Origin of the sequence: Rahnella inusitata (assembly GCF_018288855.1) — a bacterium.
Lineage (GTDB): Bacteria > Pseudomonadota > Gammaproteobacteria > Enterobacterales > Enterobacteriaceae > Rahnella > Rahnella inusitata.
Genome location: NZ_CP065024.1, coordinates 2,645,901 through 2,671,694, shown reverse-complemented (window position 1 = coordinate 2,671,694; position 25,794 = coordinate 2,645,901). Strand labels below are relative to the sequence as shown.

General features: G+C 54.5%; 21 protein-coding genes. 12 read left to right on the top strand and 9 right to left on the bottom strand.

Features of this window, described 5'->3' with window-relative positions:
• Window positions 1-262: 262 nt before the first annotated feature.
• Window positions 263-958 carry a FadR/GntR family transcriptional regulator gene (locus I2123_RS12555; RefSeq protein WP_213050597.1) on the bottom strand — a complete coding sequence of 232 codons (696 nt, stop codon included), beginning with the start codon at window positions 956-958 and terminating at the stop codon, window positions 263-265.
• Between the two features lie 198 nt (window positions 959-1,156).
• Between I2123_RS12555 and uxuA the strand changes: the two genes are divergently transcribed.
• Window positions 1,157-2,341, top strand: a complete 1,185-nt coding sequence (gene uxuA / locus I2123_RS12550; protein WP_213050596.1) for a mannonate dehydratase — start codon at window positions 1,157-1,159, stop codon at window positions 2,339-2,341.
• An 87-nt stretch (window positions 2,342-2,428) separates the two neighbouring features.
• On the opposite strand, the gene I2123_RS12545 is transcribed toward uxuA, so the two are convergent.
• Window positions 2,429-3,946, bottom strand: a complete 1,518-nt coding sequence (locus tag I2123_RS12545) for a YchO/YchP family invasin (RefSeq protein WP_213050595.1) — start codon at window positions 3,944-3,946, stop codon at window positions 2,429-2,431.
• A 376-nt stretch (window positions 3,947-4,322) separates the two neighbouring features.
• Here I2123_RS12545 and I2123_RS12540 point away from each other — a divergent pair, with 376 nt between their 5' ends.
• Genes I2123_RS12540 through I2123_RS12530 form a run of 3 tightly spaced genes read left to right on the top strand, consistent with a single transcriptional unit; the run spans window position 4,323 to window position 8,083 of the window.
• Window positions 4,323-5,072: a gluconate 2-dehydrogenase subunit 3 family protein gene (locus I2123_RS12540; protein ID WP_120078274.1), complete on the top strand. Its 750-nt coding sequence runs from the start codon at window positions 4,323-4,325 to the stop codon at window positions 5,070-5,072.
• Between the two features lie 15 nt (window positions 5,073-5,087).
• Complete coding sequence (locus tag I2123_RS12535) at window positions 5,088-6,851, top strand: GMC family oxidoreductase (protein WP_120078272.1); 1,764 nt, start codon at window positions 5,088-5,090, stop codon at window positions 6,849-6,851.
• Window positions 6,848-8,083 (top strand): cytochrome c, encoded by a 1,236-nt coding sequence (locus tag I2123_RS12530; protein WP_213050594.1) that lies wholly within the window; start codon window positions 6,848-6,850, stop codon window positions 8,081-8,083. Before I2123_RS12535 ends, I2123_RS12530 begins: the two co-directional genes overlap by 4 nt.
• Before the next feature lie 89 nt (window positions 8,084-8,172).
• Here I2123_RS12530 and I2123_RS12525 read toward each other — a convergent pair whose 3' ends face one another.
• Complete coding sequence (locus tag I2123_RS12525) at window positions 8,173-8,592, bottom strand: hypothetical protein (RefSeq protein WP_213050593.1); 420 nt, start codon at window positions 8,590-8,592, stop codon at window positions 8,173-8,175.
• Window positions 8,593-8,920: 328 nt separating this feature from the next.
• Here I2123_RS12525 and rstA point away from each other — a divergent pair, with 328 nt between their 5' ends.
• From rstA to I2123_RS12500, 6 genes are all read left to right on the top strand, one after another.
• Window positions 8,921-9,652 (top strand): two-component system response regulator RstA, encoded by a 732-nt coding sequence (rstA, locus tag I2123_RS12520; RefSeq protein ID WP_120078267.1) that lies wholly within the window; start codon window positions 8,921-8,923, stop codon window positions 9,650-9,652.
• On the top strand, window positions 9,649-10,974 hold the full coding sequence (gene rstB / locus I2123_RS12515) for a two-component system sensor histidine kinase RstB (RefSeq protein WP_213050592.1): 1,326 nt from the start codon (window positions 9,649-9,651) through the stop codon (window positions 10,972-10,974). The genes rstA and rstB overlap by 4 nt, the downstream gene beginning before the upstream one ends.
• A gap of 2 nt (window positions 10,975-10,976) precedes the next feature.
• The gene (locus I2123_RS12510; protein ID WP_213050591.1) at window positions 10,977-12,458 is read left to right on the top strand and encodes a carboxypeptidase M32; all 1,482 of its coding nucleotides are present in this window, start codon (window positions 10,977-10,979) and stop codon (window positions 12,456-12,458) included.
• 426 nt (window positions 12,459-12,884) lie between these two features.
• The gene (asr, locus tag I2123_RS12505; protein ID WP_213050590.1) at window positions 12,885-13,253 is read left to right on the top strand and encodes an acid resistance repetitive basic protein Asr; all 369 of its coding nucleotides are present in this window, start codon (window positions 12,885-12,887) and stop codon (window positions 13,251-13,253) included.
• A 117-nt stretch (window positions 13,254-13,370) separates the two neighbouring features.
• A complete protein-coding gene (gene ydgU, locus I2123_RS25870) occupies window positions 13,371-13,451 on the top strand; it encodes a small membrane protein YdgU (RefSeq protein WP_455567028.1) in 81 nt (26 codons plus the stop codon).
• Window positions 13,452-13,598: 147 nt separating this feature from the next.
• A complete protein-coding gene (locus I2123_RS12500) occupies window positions 13,599-14,480 on the top strand; it encodes a trypsin-like serine peptidase (protein WP_213050589.1) in 882 nt (293 codons plus the stop codon).
• Between the two features lie 63 nt (window positions 14,481-14,543).
• Here the strand turns inward: I2123_RS12500 and hrpA are convergent, their stop codons facing one another.
• Window positions 14,544-18,431 carry an ATP-dependent RNA helicase HrpA gene (gene hrpA, locus I2123_RS12495; protein WP_213050588.1) on the bottom strand — a complete coding sequence of 1,296 codons (3,888 nt, stop codon included), beginning with the start codon at window positions 18,429-18,431 and terminating at the stop codon, window positions 14,544-14,546.
• 304 nt (window positions 18,432-18,735) lie between these two features.
• On the opposite strand from hrpA, the gene I2123_RS12490 reads away from it, so the two are divergent.
• The gene (locus tag I2123_RS12490) at window positions 18,736-19,353 is read left to right on the top strand and encodes an FMN-dependent NADH-azoreductase (protein ID WP_056770427.1); all 618 of its coding nucleotides are present in this window, start codon (window positions 18,736-18,738) and stop codon (window positions 19,351-19,353) included.
• A 131-nt stretch (window positions 19,354-19,484) separates the two neighbouring features.
• Here the strand turns inward: I2123_RS12490 and I2123_RS12485 are convergent, their stop codons facing one another.
• The 3 genes from I2123_RS12485 to I2123_RS12475 are packed head-to-tail and all read right to left on the bottom strand — an operon-like array spanning window position 19,485 to window position 22,752.
• Window positions 19,485-19,823: a YdbL family probable chaperone protein gene (locus I2123_RS12485; protein WP_112167980.1), complete on the bottom strand. Its 339-nt coding sequence runs from the start codon at window positions 19,821-19,823 to the stop codon at window positions 19,485-19,487.
• Between the two features lie 8 nt (window positions 19,824-19,831).
• Window positions 19,832-20,026 (bottom strand): YnbE family lipoprotein, encoded by a 195-nt coding sequence (locus I2123_RS12480; RefSeq protein ID WP_112167981.1) that lies wholly within the window; start codon window positions 20,024-20,026, stop codon window positions 19,832-19,834.
• Window positions 20,023-22,752: a YdbH family protein gene (locus I2123_RS12475; protein WP_213050587.1), complete on the bottom strand. Its 2,730-nt coding sequence runs from the start codon at window positions 22,750-22,752 to the stop codon at window positions 20,023-20,025. The genes I2123_RS12480 and I2123_RS12475 overlap by 4 nt, the downstream gene beginning before the upstream one ends.
• Window positions 22,753-22,993: 241 nt before the next feature.
• Between I2123_RS12475 and I2123_RS12470 the strand changes: the two genes are divergently transcribed.
• Complete coding sequence (locus tag I2123_RS12470) at window positions 22,994-23,986, top strand: 2-hydroxyacid dehydrogenase (protein WP_213050586.1); 993 nt, start codon at window positions 22,994-22,996, stop codon at window positions 23,984-23,986.
• A 56-nt stretch (window positions 23,987-24,042) separates the two neighbouring features.
• Here the strand turns inward: I2123_RS12470 and I2123_RS12465 are convergent, their stop codons facing one another.
• Both I2123_RS12465 and I2123_RS12460 read right to left on the bottom strand, forming a co-directional pair.
• Window positions 24,043-24,972, bottom strand: a complete 930-nt coding sequence (locus I2123_RS12465) for a metallophosphoesterase (protein ID WP_213050585.1) — start codon at window positions 24,970-24,972, stop codon at window positions 24,043-24,045.
• Between the two features lie 21 nt (window positions 24,973-24,993).
• The gene (locus tag I2123_RS12460) at window positions 24,994-25,785 is read right to left on the bottom strand and encodes a carbohydrate ABC transporter permease (protein WP_213052508.1); all 792 of its coding nucleotides are present in this window, start codon (window positions 25,783-25,785) and stop codon (window positions 24,994-24,996) included.
• Window positions 25,786-25,794 lie beyond the last annotated feature (9 nt).

Here is a 25,794-nt window from a genome sequence, read left to right as displayed (position 1 = left end):
ACCGGGAATTTTTCGGTGTCTTACGAGAATGTTTCGGTTTCTTAATTGCAGTGTTCTAAAGGGCCTTTCGCGCCGAAACCGAGCAAAGGGGGAGGAGCAAACCTGCTCAGTGCATTTTTTTAATGATGGTGAAATGGCTTTTTAATAATGATGAGATGGCGCGATCAAAAAATCCTGCCGAACGGAGCGGCTTCTGCAACAAGAAACCGAAACATTTTCAGTCATGTAAAAAGGCCGCCAGTGCGCGGCCCCCGCACAAACTTTACGCAAATAACTGATCATAGACATGCTGCAAATGCCGCCCCATCCGCGCTTTCGCGCCCGCCCCGTCACGCGCCAGAATGGCGTCAAGAATCCCCTGATGGTCCGCATTCATCTCACGCGCAAAATCCACTTCGGTGTAATGGCTTTCGAGTCGCATGAACCGGCGTGACTGACGTTTATCCCACAGGTATCCCATCATGTCGTGCAGCACTTCGTTGCCGGTCATTTCACTGATCATCAGGTGGAAACGACGGTCGGCTTCGAGAAATGCATCGTTATTGGTATTCAGCTCATTAAGCTCGCGGGCAATTTCTTTAAGCTTTGCGCGCTGATCGTCTGTGCCATTGATAGCCGCAAGTTCAGCGGTCATGGCCTCATAAATCTGCCGCGCTTTCACCAGCGATTGCAGGCTGAATTCTTCTTCAGCAGGTGGGGCGTGAACCACAGGAGAACCGTCGGGGAGCGGATTACTCACATACACACCGTTGCCGGTGCGGATTTCCACCCAGCCGGTAATCTCCAGCGCAATCAGTGCTTCACGAATCGACGACCGGCTGACGCCTAATTGCTTAGAGAGATCCCGCTCGGAAGGGATCATCGCGCCCGGCGCAAATTGTCCGGTATTAATGCAGTTAATCAGGACATTAGAAATCTGGCGATACAGCCGTTCCACTTTCAGTGTTGGTAATTCCATTGTTCTCTCCGCGCTGGTGCTGAATCCCAGATCTGTTATCGCGATCACATTAATGATCGGGTTGATGCTGAATCATATAGCGGTCTGGTGGCCTGACCAGCAGACCACCAGACCATGCCGTGTCCTAAGATTGAACTTATCAGCGGTCATGCGTCAACTGTATTGGTAAACATCAGCAAAAAAATTTAAGGAAAACAGATGGAACAGACATGGCGTTGGTACGGCCCGAAAGACCCGGTATCGCTAGATGATGTGCGTCAGGCTGGCGCAACCGGTGTGGTCACCGCCCTGCACCACATTCCAAACGGTGAAGTGTGGCCGGTTGAAGAAATCAAAAAGCGTCAGGCTGAACTTGCAGCCAAGGGGCTGACGTGGTCGGTGGTGGAAAGTATTCCGGTGCATGAAGAAATCAAAACCCGCAGCGGCAACGTTGAGCAACATATCGCCAACTATCAGCAATCTATCCGTAATCTGGCGTCCTGTGGCATCGATACCGTCTGCTACAACTTCATGCCGGTTCTTGACTGGACGCGCACCGATCTGGGTTATCTGCTGCCGGATGGCTCCCGCGCGCTGCGGTTTGACCACATCGCGTTTGCCGCTTTCGAATTACATCTTCTGCAACGCGAAGGCGCCAAAGCGGATTACAGCGCCGAAGAACAGAAGCTGGCCGCTGAGTATTTCGCGGCGATGACGCAGGAAGAGAAAAATACGCTGGTTGCTAACATCATTGCCGGTTTACCGGGTGCGGAAGAAGGCTATACGCTGGAGCAGTTCCGCGCACGTCTGGCGACCTACGACGGCATCGACAAGGCCAGATTGCGCGAAAACATGGCGCACTTCCTGCGCAGCATTGTGCCGGTGGCCGAGCAGTGCGGATTGAGTCTGGCGGTTCACCCGGATGATCCTCCCCGCCCTATTCTCGGCCTGCCGCGTATTGTTTCCACCATCGAAGACATGCAATGGCTGAAAGACACCGTTGACAGCATCCATAACGGTTTCTGCTTCTGCACCGGTTCTTACGGCGTGCGCGAAGATAATGATTTGGTGAAGATGATGACCACCTTCGCCGACCGTGTTCACTTCATTCATCTGCGCGCCACCCAGCGTGAAGCAGTACCGGGCAGCTTCCACGAGGCAGATCATCTGGATGGTGATGTGGATATGGTCGCGGTGATCAAAGCCATCCTGACCGAAGAACAAACCCGCCGGAAGGCTGGCAATCTGCGGGCTATCCCGATGCGTCCGGATCACGGACATCAGATGTTGGATGACCTGAATAAGAAGACCAATCCGGGTTATTCCGCCATTGGACGGTTGCGTGGGCTGGCGGAGTTGCGGGGTGTTGAACGGGCATTGAAGCAGAGCTTCTTCACGGAGTGATCCTGCGAGGCCGCACACCGGGCCTGCGATGCTTCCTGATGGCCTTTCTGACATTGAAAGGCCATCAGTCTCAACAGGAAAACGTTTTTAGAAATTCAGACCCGCGTCATTGCCGTACTGCGGCTGGGCGGTCAGCGGCGGCGCGACCGTCAGGGTTATCCAGTTTGACGTCACTTTCTGCGATTTACTGTCCTCCACCGTCACCGATAAGCGATAGCTGTTAGTCGCCCCCGGCGAGTCATCCCACTGCGGCACGATCACGCTCCAGCCATCGGCGTTACGGTTATTGGCAGGCGGCGTCAGACTCAGCGCCTGCGTATCGCCCTGCCAGCTCAGCGCCACCACCGTGTTCAGCGCGCGCAGCTGTAATTTCAGCGGCACGGTTTCGCCAGGCTGTAATGTCCACGGCGGCGTGGCGAGGAAGACCGACAACGTTTTGCGCTGTTTGAACTCCATCACCGGCATATTGTTACGATCCACCATATCCATCCGGCTGCCACGCAACGAGCGCGCCGCTGCAACATTTCGCGTCGACAGCTGTTGATCCAGCGGAACCCCGAGGCGGTAATTCAGCGTCAGTTTCACCAAATCCTGATTGTCACCGTCCTGCCCTGCCTGATGCTCCGCCATCACCGTCACCAGCGGTACCGGTGTATAGTTCAGTCCAAAGGATACTGCTGACGGATTACTCTGCCGCGTGCCGTTGCCGAACAAATCCACCTGATTTCCGAAGTACTGCTCGTAGCTCAGCGAGGCACCGATCTGGCGGTAAAATGGCAGATAGCCTTTGGTAGTAATGTCGTAACCGCGCGCCTGACGACGCAACTGCGCGGACGAGCTGCTGTCTGCTTTGTAGGATGAAAACGGATGATAGTAGTTAGTGGAGAAGCGCAGATAATCTGACCACGCCTCTGCGCCGAGACTGCCACGCGTGAGCTGATGGTCAAAATCGTTATCGATAAAGGCGTTGTAGCCGAGCATCCACGCGCCGGTGTTGATCCGCTGACCGACGCCGAAATTCCCCACCGTGGCATCGCTCGCGCTCTGCAAACCTATCTGGCTGTACACCAGATTATTTTCGGAATTGTACAGCGGGCTGAAAAGCTGACCTGAGCTGCCGTCAAGATTATGGCCGGTGACATCCAGCGTCGTGCTGACGGTACCGAGCGGCGACAGCAAACTGCTGGTTTCCTTTTGCACCAGCTTGGCTGCCTGACTCAGCGCGATGTTTTCCGCCTGCAGGCGTAACGGGTCATCGCTGTCTGCGGTGGTGGTGCCGAGCTCTTTCAGCGTGGTCGCCAGCTGAGTTTCCGTGGCGGTCGGGCCGGTTTTGTTTTTGATGTACTGACTGCCAAGGTTGGGCAATGCCGCAGGTTTTTCGACCGCGCCGGTGTTAAACGCAGACTGCTCATCACTGGCAGGAAGGAAACCGGAAAGATCATAACGGAGGTCGGAAACCGGGGAGTGGTTTTCAGCGGATCCTGCCGTCAGCGCAGATGCGCTTACAGCATAAAAAGCAGATCCCCCGGCGACAAGCACAGAGAGGCAGGAGGGTCCCGCGTAACGCTTCAATAAATTTCTAAAAAAATCTGTGACGTTTGTCATGCCTTACACATTTTGCCAGTGAACAGTGATCTTACCTGACAGGCAGCATATTTCAACCTTCAGGCCACGAAACGCCACACAGCAATGCCCCGCCCTCTCTTTTATGTTTTTTATGACGCCTTTTTTTCCTCATTAATTATGCGGATAAAATGTAAACAAACATCGAAATACTGGCTAAAATTACAACATAAAAAACCATTCACACACATTTCATAACATTTTTAACATCCATTCCATTTATCTTTACAGAGAGTTTTCACTTATCCTTAGCAGGTTAACGATTATCACAACGCCACCCGACTGCTTTTGCAGCGCGTTGTTGATTGCACCATTTACCGCCCTCTATAGCGTTATGCATAACAAACAGGGAAAACAAATGAGCAAAAAAACCTTGCCCGGCGTGACCCGCCGGCAAATTCTCTCGTTCACGGCAGCCTCAGCAGTACTCGGCGCGGCCAAGGCCGCAAACGCGGTAACGCTCAAAGGTACGCCCGTGTGGAGCCCCTTCGACGCCAGCCCGCCTCCTCAAATAGACCACGACGGCTGGGCGTTCTTCACCGACGCCGAAGCCGCGGCCATGGAAGCCATTGTTGACCGTCTGGTACCCGCCGACGATCTCAGCGTTGGCGGCAAAGATGCCGGATGTGCGGTGTTTATTGACCGCCAGCTGGCCGGTTTTTACGGCACTTACGCCCGCCTCTACATGGAAGGCCCTTTCCAGGACGGCACGCCGGAACAAGGCGATCAGTCGCCCCTCGTTCCCCAGCAGCGCTACCGCCTCGGTCTGGCGGCGCTGGATAAATATGCTCAGTCGCAACATCAGAAAGTGTTCAAAGATCTGCCCGGCAACCAGCAGGATGAAATTTTGTCCGGTCTGGAAAGCGGAAAAATTGCTCTCGATGGGATCGATTCCAAATTGTTCTTCGCCATTGCGCTGAAAAACACCATGGAAGGATTCTTTGCGGATCCGATTTATGGCGGTAACCGCAACATGGTGTCGTGGAAAATGCTGGGCTTCCCCGGTGCACGCTACGACTACCGTGAATATGTCGGCAAACATAACCAGAAACTCGATCTGGAACCGCTGAGTATTTCAGGCGGCGACGCGTGGAAAATGAAGAGCTAAGGGCAGAACACTATTATGGCAAAGAAATTACCTAAAACTGATGTCGTGGTGATCGGACTCGGCTGGGCCGGATCCATCATCGCCAATGAACTGTGCGACGAAGGCCTGAACGTGGTGGCCATTGAACGTGGTCCGTGGCGCGATACCGCACGCGATTTTAACGTCGCCACCGTGACCGATGAACTGCGCTATAACTCGCGTCAGGAACTGATGTTACGTACGCGCCAGAACACCATCACCATCCGCAACAATCCGGCGCAAACCGCCCTGCCTATGCGTGAATGGGGATCATTCCATCCCGGCAACGGCACCGGCGGCGCGGGTAACCACTGGGCGGGGATTACGTTCCGCTTCCAGCCCGATGAATTCCGCCTGAAAAGCCATCTGACCGAGCGCTACGGCGCGAAAGCCATTCCTGAAGAGCTGGTGCTGCAGGACTGGGGCACCGACTGGGAAGAGATGGAGCCACATTATGCGTCGTTCGAGCGCATCGCCGGAGTGTCCGGGAAAGCCAGCAACGTCAATGGCGAACATCACGAAGGCGGCAATCCGTACGAAGGCATGCGTTCGATTGAATATCCGACCCGCCCGATGGATCAACCCTATGGCCCGACGCTGTTCGCCGAAGCCGCGCGCAACATGGGTTATAAAGCTTTCCCGGTACCCTCTTCGCTGATTTCCGAGCCCTACACCAACCCGCTCGGCGTGAAAATGGGGCCCTGCACCTACTGCGGTTTCTGCACCAACTACGGCTGTGCCAACTATTCTAAAGCCAGCGCCATCACCACCGTGTTACCGGCACTCATCCGCAAAGAGAATTTCGAAGCGCGCACCAACTGTGAAGTCATGCAGGTACTGACCGATTCCACCGGTAAACGCGCCACCGGCGTGGTTTACATCGACTCCTCCGGCGACGAGTGGGAACAACCGGCGGATCTGGTGATTGTCAGTGCCTTCACCTTCGAAAACGTGCGCCTGATGCTGCTTTCCGGCATCGGTAAGCCTTACGATCCGGTCAGCCTTTCCGGCACTACAGGGCGTAACTACGCCTATCAGACCGCCAATGGCGTGCAGCTGTTCTTCGATGACAAAAACTTCAACCCGTTCATCGGCGCAGGTGCGGTCGGGATGGGCATCGACGACTTCAACAACGATAACTTCGATCACAGCGGTTTAGGTTTCTTCGGCGGCGGCAGCATCCGCGTTACGCCAATCGGCGGCGCGCCTATCGGCTATCGCCCTGTGCCACCGGGCACGCCGAAATGGGGATCCGAGTGGAAAAAAGCCACGGTCGCCAACTATCTCAGCTCGATGTCGATAGGTTGCGAGGCCAGCAGCTACACCACCAAAACCAACTATCTTTCACTCGATCCAAACTACAAAGATCGTCTTGGCCGCCCGCTGTTACGCGTCACTTTCGATTTCCCTGAGAACGACCTGAAAATGGCCGCATATTGCACCGGTAAAGTCGCCGAGATCGCCAAAGCGATGAATCCACGTCAGCTGGTCGCGAACCCGATGAAAGGCCACTGGAACGGCACGCCTTATCAGTCTTCCCATGTGGTCGGCGGATTTGTGATGGGCGCGGATCCGTCCACCAGTTCGGTGAACAAACACCTGCAAGTCTGGGACGTGCCCAACCTGTTTGTGGTCGGCGCTTCCGCCTTCCCGCAAAATCCGGGTTACAACCCGACCGGCACCGTCGGCGCGCTGGCGTTTAAAGCCGCTCACGCGATCCGTAATTACTACCTGAAAAAGCCGGGAGAGATGATTGCATGAAAAACTTAACCTCATTCTCACTCGGATTACTGGCGCTGAGCGTGTCAGGTCTGGCGCACGCGGCAGGCGACGGCTCTTTTGAACAGGTTGAACGTGGCCGCTATCTGGCAACCGTCGGTGACTGCGCGGCCTGTCACACGGCCTCCACGCCGGACGCCAAACCCTTCGCCGGTGGCGTGCCTATCGAAACGCCGTTTGGTCGTTTAGTGGGTGCGAACATCACGCCGGATGCGGAAACCGGTATCGGTAAATGGAGCTTTGACGACTTCCAGCGCGCCATGTCTGAAGGCATCGGCCACGGCGGCAAACGTCTGTACGGCGCGATGCCGTTTACCGCGTACACCAAAGTGACCCGTGATGATAACGCTGCCATCTGGGCGTATCTGCAAACCCTGCAACCGGTGCATCACGAAGTTGAAACCAACCAGCTGCCGTTCCCGTTCAATGTGCGTACCAGCCTGATGGGCTGGAACTGGCTGAACTTCAACAAAGGCGAATTCAAACCGCAGATGGATAAATCCGCAGAATGGAATCGCGGCGCGTACATCGTTGAAGGTCTGGGACACTGCGGCACCTGTCACACACCGAAAAACATGATCGGCGGTGACAAAGACAGCGAGTTCCTGCAGGGTGCCGTGGTCGAAAACTGGGTCGCGCCGGATATCACCAGCAATAAACACACCGGTATCGGCAACTGGACGCAGGAAGATCTGATGCAATATCTCAAAACCGGTGTAAACCGCTTTGATATCGCCTCCGGCCCGATGGCGGAAGAAGTGACCAATTCGTCGCAGCACTGGACGGATGCGGATCTGAAAGCCGTCGCGGTGTATCTCAAAGACAGCGGCCATGACAGCGGCAACCGTGCGCCGGAGCCGGTGAAAACCAACGACAGCGCCATGACTGCCGGCAAACATATCTACGCCGACCGTTGTTCTGCGTGCCACACACCCGACGGCAAAGGTCAGGAAGGATTATTCCCGCGCCTGGCGGATTCTGCTCTGATCAACCAGACCAACGCGACATCCCTTATTCACGTGGTTCTGGCGGGCAGTCGTCCGGTCGCCACCGATACCAAACCGACAGCGCCTTCTATGCCGTCGTTTGATGCCGGAATGAGTGACGAGGACGTGGCAAACGTGCTGACCTATATCCGTAACAGCTGGGGAAATGCCGCTGCGCCGGTGTCTGCGTCAGACGTGAAAGATGTGCGGGCTGATCTGAAGAAATAGAAAGTGTTGTATTCCAAATGACAAAGGCCGCTTTCGCGGCCTTTCTTTTTGTCACTCATTTTATCAATTAACTGTTACAGAGTATTTTCTCAATGCTGAGACGGCATCTGCATTATCTGCACCATTAAATGATCATTATTCTGGCAGAGTTGTACCAGATGTTTACACTCGACTTTAATCGCCGTCAGCTGATCGTCCGTCAGGGAATACGGTAGCGTAATATCGATATTGTACATGCCCTGCTGTTCTGCCAGTTCTATCAGACGGACGATATTGGTTTCATCGCTGACCTGTGTGGACACCACCTGAAGTGCCAGCGCCCGCAGAGACTCTTGTTTCGATTTATCTTTTTGAGAGCGGGATTTCAACACCATACCGAAAAACGGCATCACACCATAAATGGCGTCAACGAAACTCCATTTCTTTTTGCAGGATGCGGACAAATATTCCATATAGTCAAAGGATGCTTTCTGACTGCGCGCATCGGGTACCAGGCGGTTTTCATTCATCCCCTCTTCCTCTTCCTGGTCAGGGTCTAGCCATTGAACGTCTGAGTTGAACGTGCGAAGGTGTGCTCGGATTTATTCCGAAAATCAATGCATATAGACACAATTATTCCTCTGTATAATGGCATAGTTCACCGATACTTTTCCAGTCGGTTCAGGCGCTTTCATTGTGTGACTGTAGTAGGCTGAGAGCACGAACACCAAAAATTCAGATTTTGTCGCCAGAATCCCCCGAATTGTGGATTTCATGCCGCAAGAGTCATTACGTCCCATAGCGTCCGCAGCGCGCTCACGCTATGCTAACCACCGGATTTTTAACAGCAGCAAGCCAATGAATAAAATCGTTTTTGTAGAAGATGATGCTGAAGTCGGCAACCTGATTGCCGCCTATTTGGGCAAACATGATATCGACGTGCTGGTTGAACCTCGCGGCGATACGGCCCAGGCAAGAATAGAGAAAGAAAAACCCGATCTGGTGCTGCTGGATATCATGCTGCCCGGCAAAGATGGCATGACGCTATGCCGTGATTTGCGCCCGGTATTTCCCGGCCCGATTGTCCTGCTGACTTCGCTCGACAGCGACATGAACCATATCCTCTCTCTGGAAATGGGCGCCAGCGATTACATCCTGAAAACCACGCCGCCTGCTGTTTTACTGGCGCGACTGCGGCTGCACCTGCGACAGAATCCGTCGCAATCTACGCAAAGCGAACAACCGGTTCAGACACTGACCAGCGGCAACGCCCTGCACTTCGGTCAGCTGTGTATTGATCCGGTCAATCGCCAGGTGACGCTGGTAGATGAAACCATTGTGTTGTCGACCTCTGACTTTGATTTGTTGTGGGAGCTGGCAACGCACGCCGGGCGCATTATGGATCGCGAAGCCCTGCTGAAAAACCTGCGCGGCGTGAGCTACGACGGACTGGATCGCAGCATCGACGTGGCAATTTCCCGCCTGCGCCGTAAGCTCTATGACAACACCCTGGAACCTTTCCGTATCAAAACGGTGCGCAACAAAGGCTATCTGTTTGCCCCGAACGCCTGGGAGTCACTGACGGAATGAGAAAGCTTTTCGTCCAGTTCTTTCTGTTATTGCTGGTCTGTTTTATGGTCATGGCGATGCTCGTCGGGCTGGTGTACAAAGTCACCGCCGAGCGCACTGGCCGTCAGTCCATGAATGACCTCATGAAAAGCTCGCTGTACCTGATGCGCAGCGAACTCAGGGAAATCCCGATCAAAGACTGGAATAAGACCATCAATACGCTGGATCTTAACCTGTCATTCAAACTGCACATCGAACCGCTCGGCAAACGCAAACTCAGCCCTGAACTCGATAAACGCCTCAAAGACGGCGAAATCATTGCCCTCGATGATGAATACACCTTTATTCAGCGCGTACCGCGCAGCCATTACGTCCTGGTGGTCGGCCCGATCCCCTATCTTTTCTATATGCACGAGATGCGGCTGCTGGATCTCGCGTTACTGATGATCATCGGGCTGTCGCTGGCGCTGCCGGTCTTTCTGTGGATGCGCCCGCACTGGCAGGATTTGCTGCGCCTGGAAAACTCGGCGCTGCGTCTGGGCAACGGACATCTGGATGAACGGGTGAATTTTGATTCCGCCTCGAGCCTTACGCGGGTCGGTGTAGCGTTCAACCAGATGGCGGACAACATCAGCACGCTGATCGCCAGTAAAAAACAGCTTATCGACGGCATCGCCCACGAACTTCGTACCCCGCTGGTGCGCCTGCGTTACCGTCTGGCGATCAGCGAAAACCTGCCCGAATCCGAACAAAACGCCATTAATCGTGATATTGGCCAGCTTGAAGCACTGATCGACGAACTGCTGACCTACGCGCGTCTCGATCGCCCCCAGGTCGCGCTGCATCTCGAAAAAGTGAATCTGGCCGACTGGCTGGAAGACAAAGTGGACGATTTCCGGCTCATAAACACCGAACGCACCATCGCGTACGACGCACCGCAAAACATCGATTTCGGCGGTGTGGATTTGCGCCTGATGGAGCGCGTGCTGGATAACTTAGTCAACAACGGCCTGCGCTATTCGCAGGAAACGTTGCGCATCAGCCTGTGGCTGGACGGCGAAATCGCCTGTTTGCAGGTTGAAGACGACGGGCCGGGCATTCCGCCGCAAGAGCGTTTGCGCATCTTCGAGCCGTTTGTGCGTCTTGATCCAAGCCGTGACCGCGCCACCGGCGGCTGCGGGCTGGGGCTGGCCATCGTCCATTCTATTGCCGTCGCCTATCAGGGCCGCGTCGCCGTCGATAGCAGCCCGCTGGGCGGTGCCAGCATGCGTTTCAGCTGGCCGGTAAAACCGACTTTCAATCTGGCTGTAGAACAGTCCGACCAACACCATGAAGGGAGCTAATAATGACCATCGCGTATAAAAAATTGCACGACACCTTCGCCCGTTTATCCCGTTTCGGCCATTTATCTGCGATTGCCGGCTGGGATGCTGCGGCCATGATGCCGCCACAGGGCGGGCAGGCACGTTCAGAAGCCCTCGCGGAACTGAGCGTGTTGACGCATCAGATACTCACGGCGAAGCAAGTGGGTGAATGGCTGGAACAGGCCAGCGGCGAGCAGCTTAACGACGTGGAACAGGCAAACCTGCGCGAAATGCGTCGTCATTACCAGCAGGCGGCTCTGCTGCCTGAAAGCCTGGTGCAGGCAAAATCGCTGGCCGGTGCCCGCTGCGAGCAAGCCTGGCGCATTCAGCGCAAATCCAATGACTGGGAAGGTTTTGCGGAAAACCTGAAAGAAGTGGTGAAACTCAGCCGTGAAGAGGCGCAGTTCCGCGCCGACGCCGCCGGTATCAGCCGTTACGACGCCCTTCTCGATTTGTACGAACCGGGCATGACATCGCAGAAACTCGACACGCTGTTTGGCGATCTCAAAACCTGGCTGCCGGATTTATTGCAGACCGTGGTCGAGAAGCAGAAAACAGAAAGCCGCATTGCACCGCAAGGTCCGTTTGACATTGAGAAACAGCGTCAGCTCGGCCTGAAAGTGATGGGTCGTCTTGGCTTTAATTTCGACGCTGGTCGTCTGGACGTCAGTGCCCACCCGTTCTGCGGCGGCGTGCCTCAGGATGTGCGCATTACCACACGCTATAACGAAGAAGAATTTCTCAGCGCCATGATGGGTGTCATTCATGAAACCGGTCATGCGCGTTACGAGCAAAACCTGCCAAAAGAGTGGCTGGGTCAGCCGGTTTCTAACGCGCGTTCCATGGGCGTTCATGAATCCCAGAGCCTGCTGTTTGAAATGCAGCTCGGCTGCAGCGAACCTTTCCTTCAATCAGTCTATCCGCTGGTTATTGAGCAATTCGGTCAGCGTCCGGGTCTGGATGAAAGTAACTTCATGAAGCTGAACCAGCGCGTCCAGCCGGGCTTTATTCGTGTCGATGCGGATGAACTTAGCTATCCGGCTCACGTGATTCTGCGTTACGAGATTGAAAAAGCGCTGATGGAAGGCGAAATTGAAGTCGATGATATTCCGGGCTTGTGGAACAGCAAAATGAAGGAATATCTGGGCATCGATACCGTTGGAAATTACCGCGACGGCTGTATGCAGGATATCCACTGGACCGACGGCGGCTTTGGCTACTTCCCGACTTACACACTCGGCGCGATGTATGCCGCGCAGCTGTTCCAGTGCGCCAATAAAGCGATCCCGACCTTGCAGGATGATATCGCCCGCGGCGACCTGACGGCGTTGTTCCAGTGGTTGCAGCAGAATATCTGGCAGCACGGGAGCCGGTTTACCACTGACCAGTTGATGAAGAATGCGACCGGTGAGACGTTAAATCCAGAATACTTTAGAGCTCATTTGGAAAATCGATACCTGTAATCCGTTCAGCAGGATTTTTTGATCGCGCCATCTCACCCTTATTAAAAAAGGCACTCAGCAGGTTTGCTTGGCTCCTCCCCCTGCGAAGGGGGAGGCCGGGTGGGGGTATGGCTGGCAATAAACTGGTTAGAACACTTTAACCTTTTGATTTAACGTTAATACCCCACGCCAACCCTCCCCTTCGCAGGGGAGGAAACGGCCCGAGTAGTGTTTTACGCGGGCACCGCCTGGCGGCGAGCCCAAGGTCTTGACCTTAAAGTCGAACTCCAAAGATAACACCTTGTTGTCATTGAATTCCCCCTTGTACATTCCGTTACACGCCGAAACCAATCACTCACGGACAACCTCATTCCTCGCGCCTATTATTCTTTCACCGGCCCCGCAGTGGGGCAGACACATAAACTAAAAATTCTTGAGGAATGACACATGAAAAAAGTATTAGCTCTGGTTGTAGCCGCTGCAATGGGCCTGTCTTCTGTCGCTTTCGCTGCTGAAACGACTGCAACTCCAGCGCCAGCTGCATCTGCAACGACTACTACTGCTGCTCCTGCTGCTAAACACGTCACCAAACACAAGACTCATAAGAAAGTAGCTCAGAAAGCTCAGGCTGCTAAAAAACACAAAAAACACGCTAAGAAAGCAGCACCGGTAGCTCAGAAAGCTCAGGCTGCTAAAAAACACGTGAAACACGCTAAGAAAGCGGCTCCGGTAGCTCAGAAAGCTCAGGCTGCTAAAAAACACGTAAAACATGCTAATAAAGCTGCTCCGGCTGCAAAAGCCACCCCGGCAGCATAAGACGTACTAAGAAGTCTTTTTGAGCGTATCCACTCACCATTATCAAGACTGATGATTTAACACCCGGTTCGCCGGGTGTTTTTTTCTCCGGTTTCTATCTTGAGGTACTGATGGAAGATGCTGCGCCGCTACCTGTTCGAAATCACCCTGTGCTCTCTGATCCTGTGCGGTCTGATCACCCTGTTCTTCTACTTCTGAAGTTTTGAAGCCCGCTGAGATAACGCTCGTTATCTGCTAAAAAGATTGAGTTTTCAGACAAATATATCCATCTCCAAAGATAACCGTATATAATCGTTCCATAATAACGGGTTTACGGGTTCTCCCTGTTTTCAAGGTCAGAATGTTATGCGCATCGCATTACCTTTGTTTTTGTGCTTTTTCTGTTTTACCGCCAGTTCCCTCGCCCATGCTGATTCCCCGGATGATGCAGACGACGACGCACCTTCCATCTCTGTAAAAGAAAAAACCGCCCTGTTTTTTGGTCACGATCAGCGCCAGCCTGTTTTGAATTCATCGCACTGGCCGTGGCAGGCTATCGGGCAAATTGAAACTGCCAGTGGTAATTTATGTACCGCTACCCTGATTTCCAAACATCTGGCCTTAACCGCCGGCCACTGCGTTCTCGCGCCGCCGGGAAATATCGATAAAGTCGTCGCCCTGCGTTTTATTTCTCATAATCAGAAGTGGCGTTATCAAATTACTTCGCTGCAAACGCTGGTTGACCCTGCATTAGGCAAGAAGCTGAAAGCCGATGGTGAGGGGTGGATTGTGCCGCCAAAAGCTGCATCATATGACTTTGCGCTGATCCGTCTGACTGACGAAAAACTGGCATTACCGATTAAGCCGCTGCCTTTGTGGGAAGGATCGCATGACGATCTCACCGCCGTTCTTAAAAAGGAAGGCCGGAAAGTAACCCAGGCGGGATACCCGGAAGATCATCTGGATGATTTGTATGTGCATCAGGATTGTCTGATCACCGGCTGGGCGCAACCGGGGGTGTTATCACACCGTTGCGACACGCTGCCGGGCGACAGCGGTTCCCCGTTACTGCTTAAAAATGCGGACGGCTGGTCTCTGGTGGCGATTCAAAGTTCAGCCCCCGCGGCGCAGGACAGATATCTGGCCGACAACCGCGCGCTGGCCGTTCCTGCGATTCGCGATGCGCTGAGTACACTCTCTTCCGGCGCGATCGTTGCGAGCACACCGGCAACGCCTGCGACTCAGTAAACCTCAGGGTTCACCACATCCCAGACACAAAAAAACCGCCTCAGGCGGTTTTTTTATGCGTCTCTACACCAGCTGTTCCATGGTCTGCGAAATCCTTTTATCCGAAATCGGATACGGCGTCCCCAGTTGCTGGGCAAAATAGCTTACGCGTAGCTCTTCGATCATCCAGCGCACTTCCTTCACGTCTTCACTTTGCTGACGCACCGGAGGCAGTTTATTCAGCCACTGCTGCCACTGTTTCTGGATGCTTTCTACTTTCAACATTTGCGCGCGGTCACGGTGTGGATCCATCGCCAGTTTATCCATCCGGCGCTCGATAGCGTGGAGATATCGCAATGTATCAGGCAGACGTTTCCAGCCGTTTTGCGTAACAAAACCACGGTAAATCAGACCTGACATCTGCGATTTAATATCAGAAAGCGCCAGCGCCATGGTGATATCAATCCGCCCTTTCAGCCGTTTATTGATGTTGAAAACGGTGGTCAGGATCTGTTCGACCTGAATGGCAATTTGCACCACGGCGTCGTTGAGATTAGCGCGCACATGCTCGTGCAGTTTTGCGAAATCTTCTTCACGCCAGACTAAGCCACCGGATTCAGCGATGAGTTTATCGATACCGCATGAGATACAGTCGTCAATCAAATCAAGCACTTTGCCGTACGGGTTAAAGTACAAACCGAGCTTGGCTTTGTTGGGCAGTTTGTCGTGCAGATATTTAATCGGCGAGGGAATATTCAGCAGCAGTAAACGTCGCATCCCGCCCCACATGGCCTGTTGCTGCTCAAGTTCACTGTCAAACAAGCGGATGGCGATACTGTCTTTTTCATCGACAATTGCCGGATAGGCCTTCACTTCATAGCCACCGCGCTTTTGTTCGTAGCGCTCAGGTAACGTACCAAAACTCCAGACGTGCAGGTCACGCTGCTCGATGCCGTCATCCGCGACGGCGGAAAGCGTCTGCTGCACCTGCTCTTTCAGGCCGGATTTTAGCGCCGTCAGGTCTTTGCCTTCACGCAGCGTTTTGTTTTTGTCATCAACAATGCGGAACGTCATTTTAAGATGATCGGGTACCTGATCCAGTTGCCAGTCTTCACGTGACAACGTCACGCCGCTCATCTTACGCAATTCTCTTTCCATCGCATCCAGCAATGGCATTTCGAACGGTTTGATGCGCCCCATCAGCGCATCCGCGTAGTTTGGCGCGGGAACAAAGTTACGGCGTAACGGCTTAGGCAGTGATTTAATCAGCGCCATAATCAGCTCGCGGCGAATACCGGGGATCTGCCAGTCGAACCCTTCTTCGCTCACCTGATTAAGCAGCGGCAGCGGGATATGCACGGTTACGCCGTCGGCGTCGGTGCCCGGCTCAAACTGGTATGTGACGCGCAGTTTGATGTTGCCCTGATGCCAGAAGTTGGGGTAATCATGCGCGCTGATGTTGCCCGCCCCCTCTTTGATCAGCATGCTTTTTTCGAAGTTCAGGCTGTCCTGCGGCTGCGTTTTCCACCAGGTATCGAAGTGGCGACCCGAAACGACGTCCGAGCCGACGCGCTGTTCGTAGAACAGGAACAGCGTTTCTTCGTCCACCAGAATATCGCGTCGGCGGGATTTGTGTTCCAGCTCCTCGACTTCACTGCGTAAACGCAGGTTGGCGCGAAAGAATGCGTGACGCGTTTGCCAGTCACCTTCCACCAGTGCATGACGGATAAACAGCTCGCGCGACACGACCGGATCGATGGTGCCATAGTTAACGCTGCGCGCCGCGACAATCGGCAGGCCGTACAGCGTGACTTTTTCGGTCGCCATCACCGCGCCCTGCGCTTTTTCCCAGTGCGGTTCGCTGTAACTGCTTTTCGCCAGATGCTGCGCCAGCGGTTCGATCCATTCCGGTTCGATACGCGCGGCGATACGCCCCCACAGGCGGCTGGTTTCCACCAGTTCGGCGACCATCACCCATTTTGGCGGTTTCTTAAATAAACCGGAGCCAGGGAACACCGCGAAGCGGGCATTACGGGCGCCGGTATATTCCTGTTTATCCGCGTCTTTCTGGCCAATGTGCGACAGCAAACCGGTCAGCAGCGCGCAGTGAACACTGCGATAATCCGCCGGTTCACTGTTGATCCGCAGGCCGAGTTCTTTCACTACCTGACGCAGCTGGGTGTAGATATCCTGCCATTCGCGCACGCGCAGATAGTTAAGAAAATCGCTGCGGCAGAGCTTGCGAAATTGCGCCGAGCTCAGTTCTTTTTGCTGTTCTTTCAGGTAGTTCCACAAATTCACGAACGCCTGGAAGTCAGAGTCTTTATCGGCAAAGCGGCGATGTTTCTCATCGGACGCCTGCTGTTTGTCCATCGGACGCTCGCGCGGATCCTGAATCGACAACGCCGAAGTAATGATCATGACTTCGCGTACGCAGCCGTTTTTCTGCGCTTCCAGCACCATGCGTGCCAGACGTGGATCCACCGGCAACTGGGCCAGCTGGCGGCCAAGTGGCGTCAGAGAATAGCGGCCATCCACGGCGTTATTGATAGCGTTCAGCTCTTCGAGCAGACGTACGCCGTCCTGAATATTGCGTTTATCTGGCGCTTCGACGAACGGGAACGCGGCGATATCGCCCAGCCCCAGTGACGTCATCTGTAAAATGACAGACGCCAGATTCGTGCGCAGAATTTCCGGATCGGTAAATTCAGGGCGCGAAAGGAAATCCATCTCTGAATAAAGACGGATACAGATCCCTTCAGAAACACGGCCGCAACGGCCTTTACGCTGGTTGGCGGAAGCCTGAGATACCGGCTCGATCGGCAGGCGCTGCACTTTGGTGCGGAAGCTGTACCGGCTGATGCGGGCGGTGCCGGGATCGATGACGTATTTGATGCCCGGCACCGTCAGTGAGGTTTCTGCCACGTTGGTCGCCAGCACGATACGGCGGCCAGAATGCGACTGGAACACACGGTTCTGCTCGCTGTTCGACAATCGGGCATACAGCGGCAGGATCTCCGTGTGCGGCAATGCCAGACGGTTCAGCGCATCGGCGGTATCACGGATTTCGCGCTCACCGCTCATGAAAATCAGGATATCGCCCATACTTTCGCGGCCAAGCTCATCGACTGCGTCAAAAATCGCCTGTAGCTGGTCACGGTCTGTGTCATCGGCGTCATCGACAATCGGGCGATAACGCACGTCGACCGGATATGTGCGGCCCGATACTTCAATGATCGGCGCGTTGTTGAAATGGCGCGAGAAGCGCTGCGGATCGATGGTCGCCGACGTAATGATGACTTTCAGATCCGGGCGTTTTGGCAACAGCTGGCGCAGATAACCGAGGATAAAATCGATGTTCAGACTACGTTCATGCGCTTCATCGATGATCAGCGTGTCGTACTGCATCAGCATGCGATCCTGCTGAATTTCAGCCAGCAGAATACCGTCAGTCATCAGCTTAACCAGCGTATTCTCGCTGACCTGATCGTTAAAGCGGACCTTATAGCCAACGGTGTTACCCATTGTGGTATCGAGCTCATCGGCAATACGGTTGGCAACGGTACGCGCTGCCAGACGACGCGGCTGCGTATGGCCGATCACGCCTTTGATACCGCGCCCTAATTCCATACAGATTTTTGGGATCTGCGTGGTTTTACCCGAGCCGGTTTCACCCGCAACGATCACGACCTGATGGTCACGGATGGCGTTGAAGATGTCTTCTTTCTTTTGACTGACCGGCAAATTTTCCGGATAGCTGATTTTTGGTCGTGACGCTTCACGTGAGCTGACTTTTTTACGGCTTTCGTCGATTGCAGCCTGAATTTCTGCGCTGAGCGCATCAGTCGCCTGAGGATTAGCGTTGTCATTAAAGGTCTTTTTGGCACCCTGCAAACGACGTTGCAGACGTTGCCGGTCACGTAGCATCAGCCCGTCTAACTGCGCTGATAATGCCGCGAGCGGTGATTTCACGTTCGATATTCCTTGTTGCAAGTCAGACGACCCGCTGTCGATAAAGTGGGGGACGGCTGAATTTGAAATGATTTGAGGCGGGTTAACGCGTGCCTGTTTGCAGATATGTTATCACAAGCTGTTGAGGATGAAGAAAACTCGAATTTTTTAGCCTTTTTTATCTTGTTCAAAAAAATCGATGAAGGGTCTCTAAATATTGCGCTATCACTGCATAAGCTTTGTGAATAAAGTAAGTTCCATTCCGGGGGCGGACTGGTTATAACCTTCCGCATCCCTATGTATCACACAGTTAAGGAACTCTCTCATGAGCAAAGTACTCGTCCTGAAATCAAGCATTCTGGCTAACTTCTCTCAGTCTAACCAACTGGCTGATTACCTTGTCGCCCAGTATCAGGCTGCTAACAGCGGTTCTACCGTAACTGTTCGTGACCTGGCTGCTGACCCGATCCCGGTACTTGACGGTGAACTGGTTGGCGCGCTGCGTCCTTCCGATGCTCCGCTGTCACCACGTCAGGAAGAAGCGCTGGCGCTGTCCAACACCCTGATCGACGAACTGCAGGCGCATGACGTGATCGTTATCGCGGCACCAATGTACAACTTCAACATCCCGACTCAGCTGAAAACCTACTTTGACCTGGTGGCCCGTGCTGGCGTGACGTTCAAATACACCGAGAAAGGCCCTGAAGGTCTGGTGAAAGGTAAACGCGTAATCGTGCTGACCAGCCGTGGTGGTATCCATAAAGACACCCCAAGCGATCTGGTTGCGCCATACCTGTCTCTGTTCCTGGGCTTCCTGGGCATGAGCGACGTTGAATTCGTTTACGCAGAAGGCATCGCGTACGGTCCTGAAGTGGCGACCAAAGCACAGACTGATGCGAAAGCGGCTATCGACGCGGCAATCAAAGAACTGGCTGCTGCCTGATTTTCACAATCAGCGCGCGGTCTACTCTCTTTAAAATCTGTGTCTGAAACCCGCTCTGATGTTGTTGTGAAAACCCTCTTGCGCGCTGAAAAGCGCGCTTTTTTTTATGTTTTTTCTGACCAGTCAGCCCATCACTTCTGCAACCACTTTCCGTTAATCCCGCGCACCCATTCGCCCTTTCCGGCTCTGGCGACCAGCTTTTGCCCGGCGAGTTTGGCGACATCGTCGGTGGTGACCTGATTATCCTGCGCGACCTGCTGATACTGCTGTTTGCGTGCATCGTTGATGCGCGTGGCAAACTCGATGCTTTGTGCATCCTGCTTCACCGGCGCCAGATAGCCGGACAGCGTTTCGCCCACCAGCCCCTGCTGTTTCGCTTCGCCGAGCGTCAGCGCGAACGCCTGACCACAAAGCAGCAAGCCGGTGGTCAGTAACGTGAGGCTGATTCGTTTAATAAAGGCTCTGGACATATGCGCTCCTAGAACAGGTCGTTCTGGTTTTTCAGCAGATTCTCGACGTCTTTATCCACTTTGATGTGGATCTCGTGCTCGATTTTGACGTTCATGTTGATGGTGATTGGCTCTTTCGGCGCAGCCAGTTCGATACGCGGCACGCAGCCGCTGAGCATCATGATGCTCAGCGCCAGGCTCGGGCCGATAAGTCGCAATTTCATTGTTCCTTCCTCAAGGTTTTTTCCTCTTTCTGCCCGATCGCAGCGGGGCTTTTCGATAGCGAATTGGCCGGCAAAGCGATCTGCTGCTGCAACCATTCCTGAAGATTGTCACCAAAGCGCAAGCTGCGCCAAAGCTGATAGATATTTTCCTGATGGCTGTAGTTAAGCACGATCTCACGCTTTTCTTTGTCGCCACCGCGGCTGTTATCGGTGTAATTCACACCGTCTACTTTCGCCGCCATGGTCAGTTCGCCGAGATTATCCAGGCTTACCTGCGCCTCAGAGCGGCTGATTTCCAGATAGCGCAACAGACCAATCACCAGCCCGTTGGCGAAATTACCGCTCGCCATCGCATCGGCGAATTGCTGGTCGAGGCGCAGCGTGAGGCCGCCGTCGTTCTTGATCCAGCCGTTGTGAATAATCCATTTAGGATTATCGACATACAGCGGCAGTTCGCCGTAGATAAGGCCCGACATCGCCAGTTGCTTGGGTTTCAGCGCGGTAAACAATTCGCTGAGATTGATTTTTTCCAGCTTAAGCACCGCCGCATCATGCTGCGGCATCCGCAACGCCGAAAGACTGAGGTGCCCGCGCAGCGCGTCTACGCCCAGATTGCTCAGCGTCAGCGGCTGCGACTCACTCCAGGGATAATGGCCCTGCAAATCCGCCGTAATATTGTTCATGGTGATGAGATTATTCACTTCGCCAATACGCAGCGTAACCGGTTGTTTGACGCCCAGTTGCCAGACAGCGTCTTTCAGGCGGTATGGCAGGCTGAAATCCAGCCCCCTGAGATCGCCATCTTTCAGCCACATGCCGCCATTTTTTACCACCCAGTGACCACCGGCGATAAAGCCCTGACCGCGCGCGGCGGAGAATGCCGACTGGGCGTAGAAAGACCCTTCACGTAATCTGATGTTGAAATCCGGCGTCAGCAGCGTCTGGAAGGCAGTCAGCTGCTGTTTCGGCCACCAGCCTTCACCGCGTAAACGCTCGCCGTCCCAGCGGCCTGTAAGGCGGATCGGGCCGATCGGTTTCGCATCCAGCGATCCGCGCATATTGAAATGTGACGGTGTATCGCCGCTAAGCTGTAATGTCAGGGTCGCGGGCGGCAGATAACCACCGTTATCAAATGCGATTTTTTTGGCAACCAGTTTGATGTCGCCTTTAAATACCGTCGGCAGGTCCGGATACTGCTTTTTGAAACGCTCCGGAACCGGTCGCTGCCAGACAAAGGGCTGTTCGAGCGTCAGGCGCGGCGCCTCCACATCGACGATGCCGTAATGCAGGCGGGCAAATCCGGTGGACAGGCTGTTCACGCTTATCACGTTATCATGCCACTGGCCCTTGCCGGACATATCCCAGCGCCCACTGAGCGGCGGCAGATGGCCGTTGCCCCAGTAGTTGAAATCCCAGCGTCCGGCGTCCGGCCAGAAGGCCTGCGCTTTGCCGTTCAGATGTAAATCAAATTTGCCCCAGTAACTGTGCCGGGCTTTGAGGATCGCCTGCAACGGCCCGCTTACGCCCTGCGCCGACACTTTCACGCCCGCCAGCGGCCAGCGTGCGTCCGTGATGGTGAGACTCGTCATCGGTTTTCCCCATGCACGCAGCAGGGATCCGCTTTTCAGCGCCAGCGTCGGGTTCAGCACCGAGCCGCTGAGCACGCCGGGCAGCGATGCGCTCAGCGACGTCGCCTGCAAATTTGCCTGACCGGTCAGCCGGAAATCCAGATTACTGTCGAGCAGCCCGATGCGCCCCGGCCCCATCGTCAGTACGACGTTGGCTTTGCCATTGTGCCCCTGGGTCAGCACGTTCAGGCGCGCGGTGATATCGGTTTGATCAAAAGTCTTCGTCCAGTCGCTGAGCGTGATATTCACGCCGCCCGCCAGCGGTTGTGCGGCATAGGGCCACCGCCACTGGCCTTGGGCAATCTGCAACGACTGGCCATTCAGCTTCCACGGCAACATTGCAAGCGGCTGTTCGCTGCCCTTTTCGGTCAACGTCAGCACCCCTTGCGTCGCCTGCCAGCTCAGCTGAATATCGAGCGGATTGGGCACCTGCGCAGTTTGCATTTCGGCATGCAGTTCGCCGGATTCAGGCAGACGGTCGAACGTGGCGGGAAGCAACAGTTTGCCACTCAGGGTGATCGGCTGTTCACTGCCCGGCGGCGTGAGGCTGAAAGTGTGAATCGCCAGCGTGCGGTTACCCTCGAGGATGGCATTGAGTGTCAGAGATTCACCGGTAAAGGAAAGATGTTGAACGCCATCGGTGTTATCAAGATGCAATTTACCGGCGTAGCGCTGCCACGGTGTGACAGAGAAATGGGCGATATTGACGCGACCGGCTGGGATCATTTTCTGAATATCGGCCAGCGAAAGCGCGGCGGATGGATTCTCACCAGACGGCAGTTTGGACAGGCAGGCGGTATCGACGGTCAGCGTATCGAGGTCTAATGCCCAACGCCCGGACGCGTTGCTCAGACGCGCATCTTTCGCGTCAGCCAGCGTGCAGTCACCGGCGACATAACGCAGCCCCGGCAGTTGCAGCGTGCCATTGGACCAGTGCGGGGAACCTTTCAGCACAAGCTGAGTCCCTTCTGGCAGCCAGTGGCCGGCGACGGACGGTAACCAGCGCGGCACAGTTTTCCATAACACCCACATCAGCAGTACCAGAATCACCACTATACTCAGGATCACCTGTACGCTTTTCTTAAGTCCGTTCCGCATGACGTGCCTTGTCTTATTCTTCGCTAAGTGTCTAACTGCCCGCAAGATATCATAATTAGCCTAACAACTGATGGTTGAAAAGCCAGTATCCAAAACGCAAATAGCACAGGATAAATTGTCTGCCACCCCGCGCTCTGCTAGTTTGGTGGCATATTGCGAATTGTTTCTGAAACGGTTTATTCCTTAGAAAACATCAGGAAACAGTGTCGCCAGAGATTCAAACTCACTGCGGAGAAACACCATGAAAGTGGCTGTCTACAGTACTAAAAATTACGACCGGAAATATCTGGAACTGGTGAATGAGCATTATGGCTATGAACTGGAGTTCTTTGATTTTCTGCTGACGCCGCAAACGGCGAAAACTGCCATCGGCGCGGATGCGGTATGCATTTTCGTTAATGATGAGGGTTCGCGCGAAGTGTTGCAGGAGCTGGCGGCACTGGGCGTGAAGACGCTGGCACTGCGCTGTGCGGGCTTTAACAACGTTGATCTGGAAGCAGCAAAATCCCTGGGCATTTCCGTGGTGCGCGTACCGGCCTATTCACCGGAAGCCGTCGCCGAGCACGCTGTCGGTATGATGCTGTGCCTGAACCGCCACATTCACCGCGCCTATCAGCGTACCCGCGAAGCCAACTTCTCACTGGAAGGGCTGATCGGATTCAACATGTACCAGCGCACCGCCGGAATTATTGGTACCGGTAAAATTGGCGTGGCCACCATGCGCATCCTGAAAGGCTTTGGTATGCGAATTCTGGCTTACGATCCGTACCCAAGCCCGCTGGCGCTTGAGCTCGGCGCAGAATATGTCGATCTCGACACGCTGTATGCCGAATCTGACGTCATCTCCCTGCACTGCCCGCTGACACCGGAAAACCATCATCTGCTGAATGCGCAGTCCTTCGCCAAAATGAAAGACGGCGTGATGATCGTCAACACCAGCCGTGGCGCACTGCTGGATGCCACCGCCGCCATTGATGCGCTGAAAAAGCAAAAAATCGGCGCGCTGGGAATGGACGTGTACGAGAACGAGCGCGATCTGTTCTTCGAAGATAACTCCAACGAAGTGATCCTCGATGACGTCTTCCGCCGTCTGTCTTCCTGTCACAACGTCCTGTTTACCGGCCACCAGGCGTTCCTGACCAGTGACGCGCTGACCAGTATTTCCGAGACCACGCTGATGAATATTGATCAGCTGTCAAAAGGCGTGACGTGCCCGAATATCCTGACGGCGTAAGCCGTTTCATGCAGGTCAAAAGGCTCACTCCGGTGAGCCTTTTTCATGATCAAAGTCTAGAGGCTCAGCACCCTGCTGATCTCCGTCCCGTAGCCATTGATCGTCAGCACATCCCCTTCGAGCGTGACCGTCGCAAATGGCAGGCTGTTTTCACCATCGACCATGCCTTTCAGGGTAATAAAGTCGGTGTTCTCCACGCGATCGTAACCCCCGCGATGATCGTGCCCGGCAAAATAGGCGCGAACCTGATAACGGCACAGCAGCTCCACCAGCGTTTCGCAATTCCACAGATTATGGCTGTTGACCGGCGTCAGCGGATAATGGCCAAAGACCAGCACCGTTTCACCCTGCGCTTTCGCCTGTTTCAGATGCTGCTCAATCCACTCCAGTTGCCTGCGCCCTACCGCGCCATTCCACGGCTGCGCCTGCGACTGCTGGCATTCGGTGAGTTCATCAAGCATAAATTCTGCCAGCTGACGGTCGTCGCCGTTGGCGTGATTGCAGTACAGGCTGACGTCGTTGCCGTCGATCACCAGAAAGCGGTAGCCCGGCAGGCTGAATTGATAATAACTTTTCGGCAAACCGAGCGCCGGGGTCTGCGCGGCCAGATGGTGTGAAATCACCTGCGCATCGTGATTGCCGATCAGCACCGCATGAGGATGGCGCAGCGCCTCGTAACTTCCGATGACCGGATCAAAGCTGCGCCAGTCGCGATCCACCAGATCGCCCAGCGTTACCACGAAATCGAGTTTTACATCATTAAGCTCGGTGATAGCGGTGGCCAGCTTATTCAGGCTGTTGCGGTAGTGGCGATCTTTCTCAGCATCGACGTCCGCATACTGCGGATCGGCAATCAGACCGAACCGCAACCGATGGCCGGAGATCATCTCATTAAAGACTTCCGGCGGCTGGTAAAACGCGCTCACTTTCCCCAGCGCCTCTTGCTGCTCTGCTGATAAAACCGGGGAAGACGGAATTACGGTCATAACGTGCTCCTGTCGGGCGGATTAACGAATGCCTGCCCGCATAAAGGATTGAACAAACTGACGCTGGAACACCAAAAATAACAGCAACAGCGGCATGACGGTCATCAGGGTTGCCGCGCTTATCAGCGCCCACTGTACGCCCTGTTCAGGCGCAGAAAACAGCTGAAGCCCGACCGTAATTGGCCGCACTTTAACCGAATCTGTGATGACCAGCGGCCAGAGGAAATCGTTCCAGTGGAAGCTTATCGACACCAGCGCAAACGCCACGTAAATCGGCTTCGCCAGCGGAATATAGATTTTTCGCAAAATATAGAAACGACTGGCCCCTTCGACGATCGCGGCTTCTTCCAGCACCAGCGGAATACTTTTGAACGTCTGGCGCAGCATAAATATGGCAAACGCCGAGGCGAAATACGGCAACGCGATCCCGAGCAGGCTGTCGCGCAAGCCGAGCGCACCGATGGTTTTGTAGTTATTGAGGATCAGCACGTCGGGACTAATCATCAGCTGTAACAAAATCAGTGCGAAAATAACGCCGCCGCCTTTCATTTTGAAACGCACCAACGCGTACGCCGCCAGCGTGGCCAGCACCATCTGGCAGACAACGATCATCAGCACCAGCAATGTCGTGTTAAGGAAATACCGGGCGAACGGTGCGGCGTGCCAAGCGTTGATGAAGTTTTGCGTCGTCAGCGGCGCCAGCAGCGAAAAACTGCCCTGCTCAGAGGCGGGATGAATTGCCACCCAGATAGCCACCAGAATGGGTAAAAACCACAGCAACGCTGCCAGCCAGGTGACCAGGTTCAGGCACATTTTATAAAA

Bases quoted from the DNA above. Each gene is read 5' to 3' on its own strand.
- I2123_RS12555 (WP_213050597.1), bottom strand. From the start codon at position 958: ATGGAATTACCAACACTGAAAGTGGAACGGCTGTATCGCCAGATTTCT.
- uxuA (WP_213050596.1), top strand. From the start codon at position 1,157: ATGGAACAGACATGGCGTTGGTACGGCCCGAAAGACCCGGTATCGCTA.
- I2123_RS12545 (WP_213050595.1), bottom strand. From the start codon at position 3,946: ATGACAAACGTCACAGATTTTTTTAGAAATTTATTGAAGCGTTACGCG.
- I2123_RS12540 (WP_120078274.1), top strand. From the start codon at position 4,323: ATGAGCAAAAAAACCTTGCCCGGCGTGACCCGCCGGCAAATTCTCTCG.
- I2123_RS12535 (WP_120078272.1), top strand. From the start codon at position 5,088: ATGGCAAAGAAATTACCTAAAACTGATGTCGTGGTGATCGGACTCGGC.
- I2123_RS12530 (WP_213050594.1), top strand. From the start codon at position 6,848: ATGAAAAACTTAACCTCATTCTCACTCGGATTACTGGCGCTGAGCGTG.
- I2123_RS12525 (WP_213050593.1), bottom strand. From the start codon at position 8,592: ATGAATGAAAACCGCCTGGTACCCGATGCGCGCAGTCAGAAAGCATCC.
- rstA (WP_120078267.1), top strand. From the start codon at position 8,921: ATGAATAAAATCGTTTTTGTAGAAGATGATGCTGAAGTCGGCAACCTG.
- rstB (WP_213050592.1), top strand. From the start codon at position 9,649: ATGAGAAAGCTTTTCGTCCAGTTCTTTCTGTTATTGCTGGTCTGTTTT.
- I2123_RS12510 (WP_213050591.1), top strand. From the start codon at position 10,977: ATGACCATCGCGTATAAAAAATTGCACGACACCTTCGCCCGTTTATCC.
- asr (WP_213050590.1), top strand. From the start codon at position 12,885: ATGAAAAAAGTATTAGCTCTGGTTGTAGCCGCTGCAATGGGCCTGTCT.
- ydgU (WP_455567028.1), top strand. From the start codon at position 13,371: ATGCTGCGCCGCTACCTGTTCGAAATCACCCTGTGCTCTCTGATCCTG.
- I2123_RS12500 (WP_213050589.1), top strand. From the start codon at position 13,599: ATGCGCATCGCATTACCTTTGTTTTTGTGCTTTTTCTGTTTTACCGCC.
- I2123_RS12490 (WP_056770427.1), top strand. From the start codon at position 18,736: ATGAGCAAAGTACTCGTCCTGAAATCAAGCATTCTGGCTAACTTCTCT.
- I2123_RS12485 (WP_112167980.1), bottom strand. From the start codon at position 19,823: ATGTCCAGAGCCTTTATTAAACGAATCAGCCTCACGTTACTGACCACC.
- I2123_RS12480 (WP_112167981.1), bottom strand. From the start codon at position 20,026: ATGAAATTGCGACTTATCGGCCCGAGCCTGGCGCTGAGCATCATGATG.
- I2123_RS12475 (WP_213050587.1), bottom strand. From the start codon at position 22,752: ATGCGGAACGGACTTAAGAAAAGCGTACAGGTGATCCTGAGTATAGTG.
- I2123_RS12470 (WP_213050586.1), top strand. From the start codon at position 22,994: ATGAAAGTGGCTGTCTACAGTACTAAAAATTACGACCGGAAATATCTG.
- I2123_RS12465 (WP_213050585.1), bottom strand. From the start codon at position 24,972: ATGACCGTAATTCCGTCTTCCCCGGTTTTATCAGCAGAGCAGCAAGAG.
- I2123_RS12460 (WP_213052508.1), bottom strand. From the start codon at position 25,785: ATGTGCCTGAACCTGGTCACCTGGCTGGCAGCGTTGCTGTGGTTTTTA.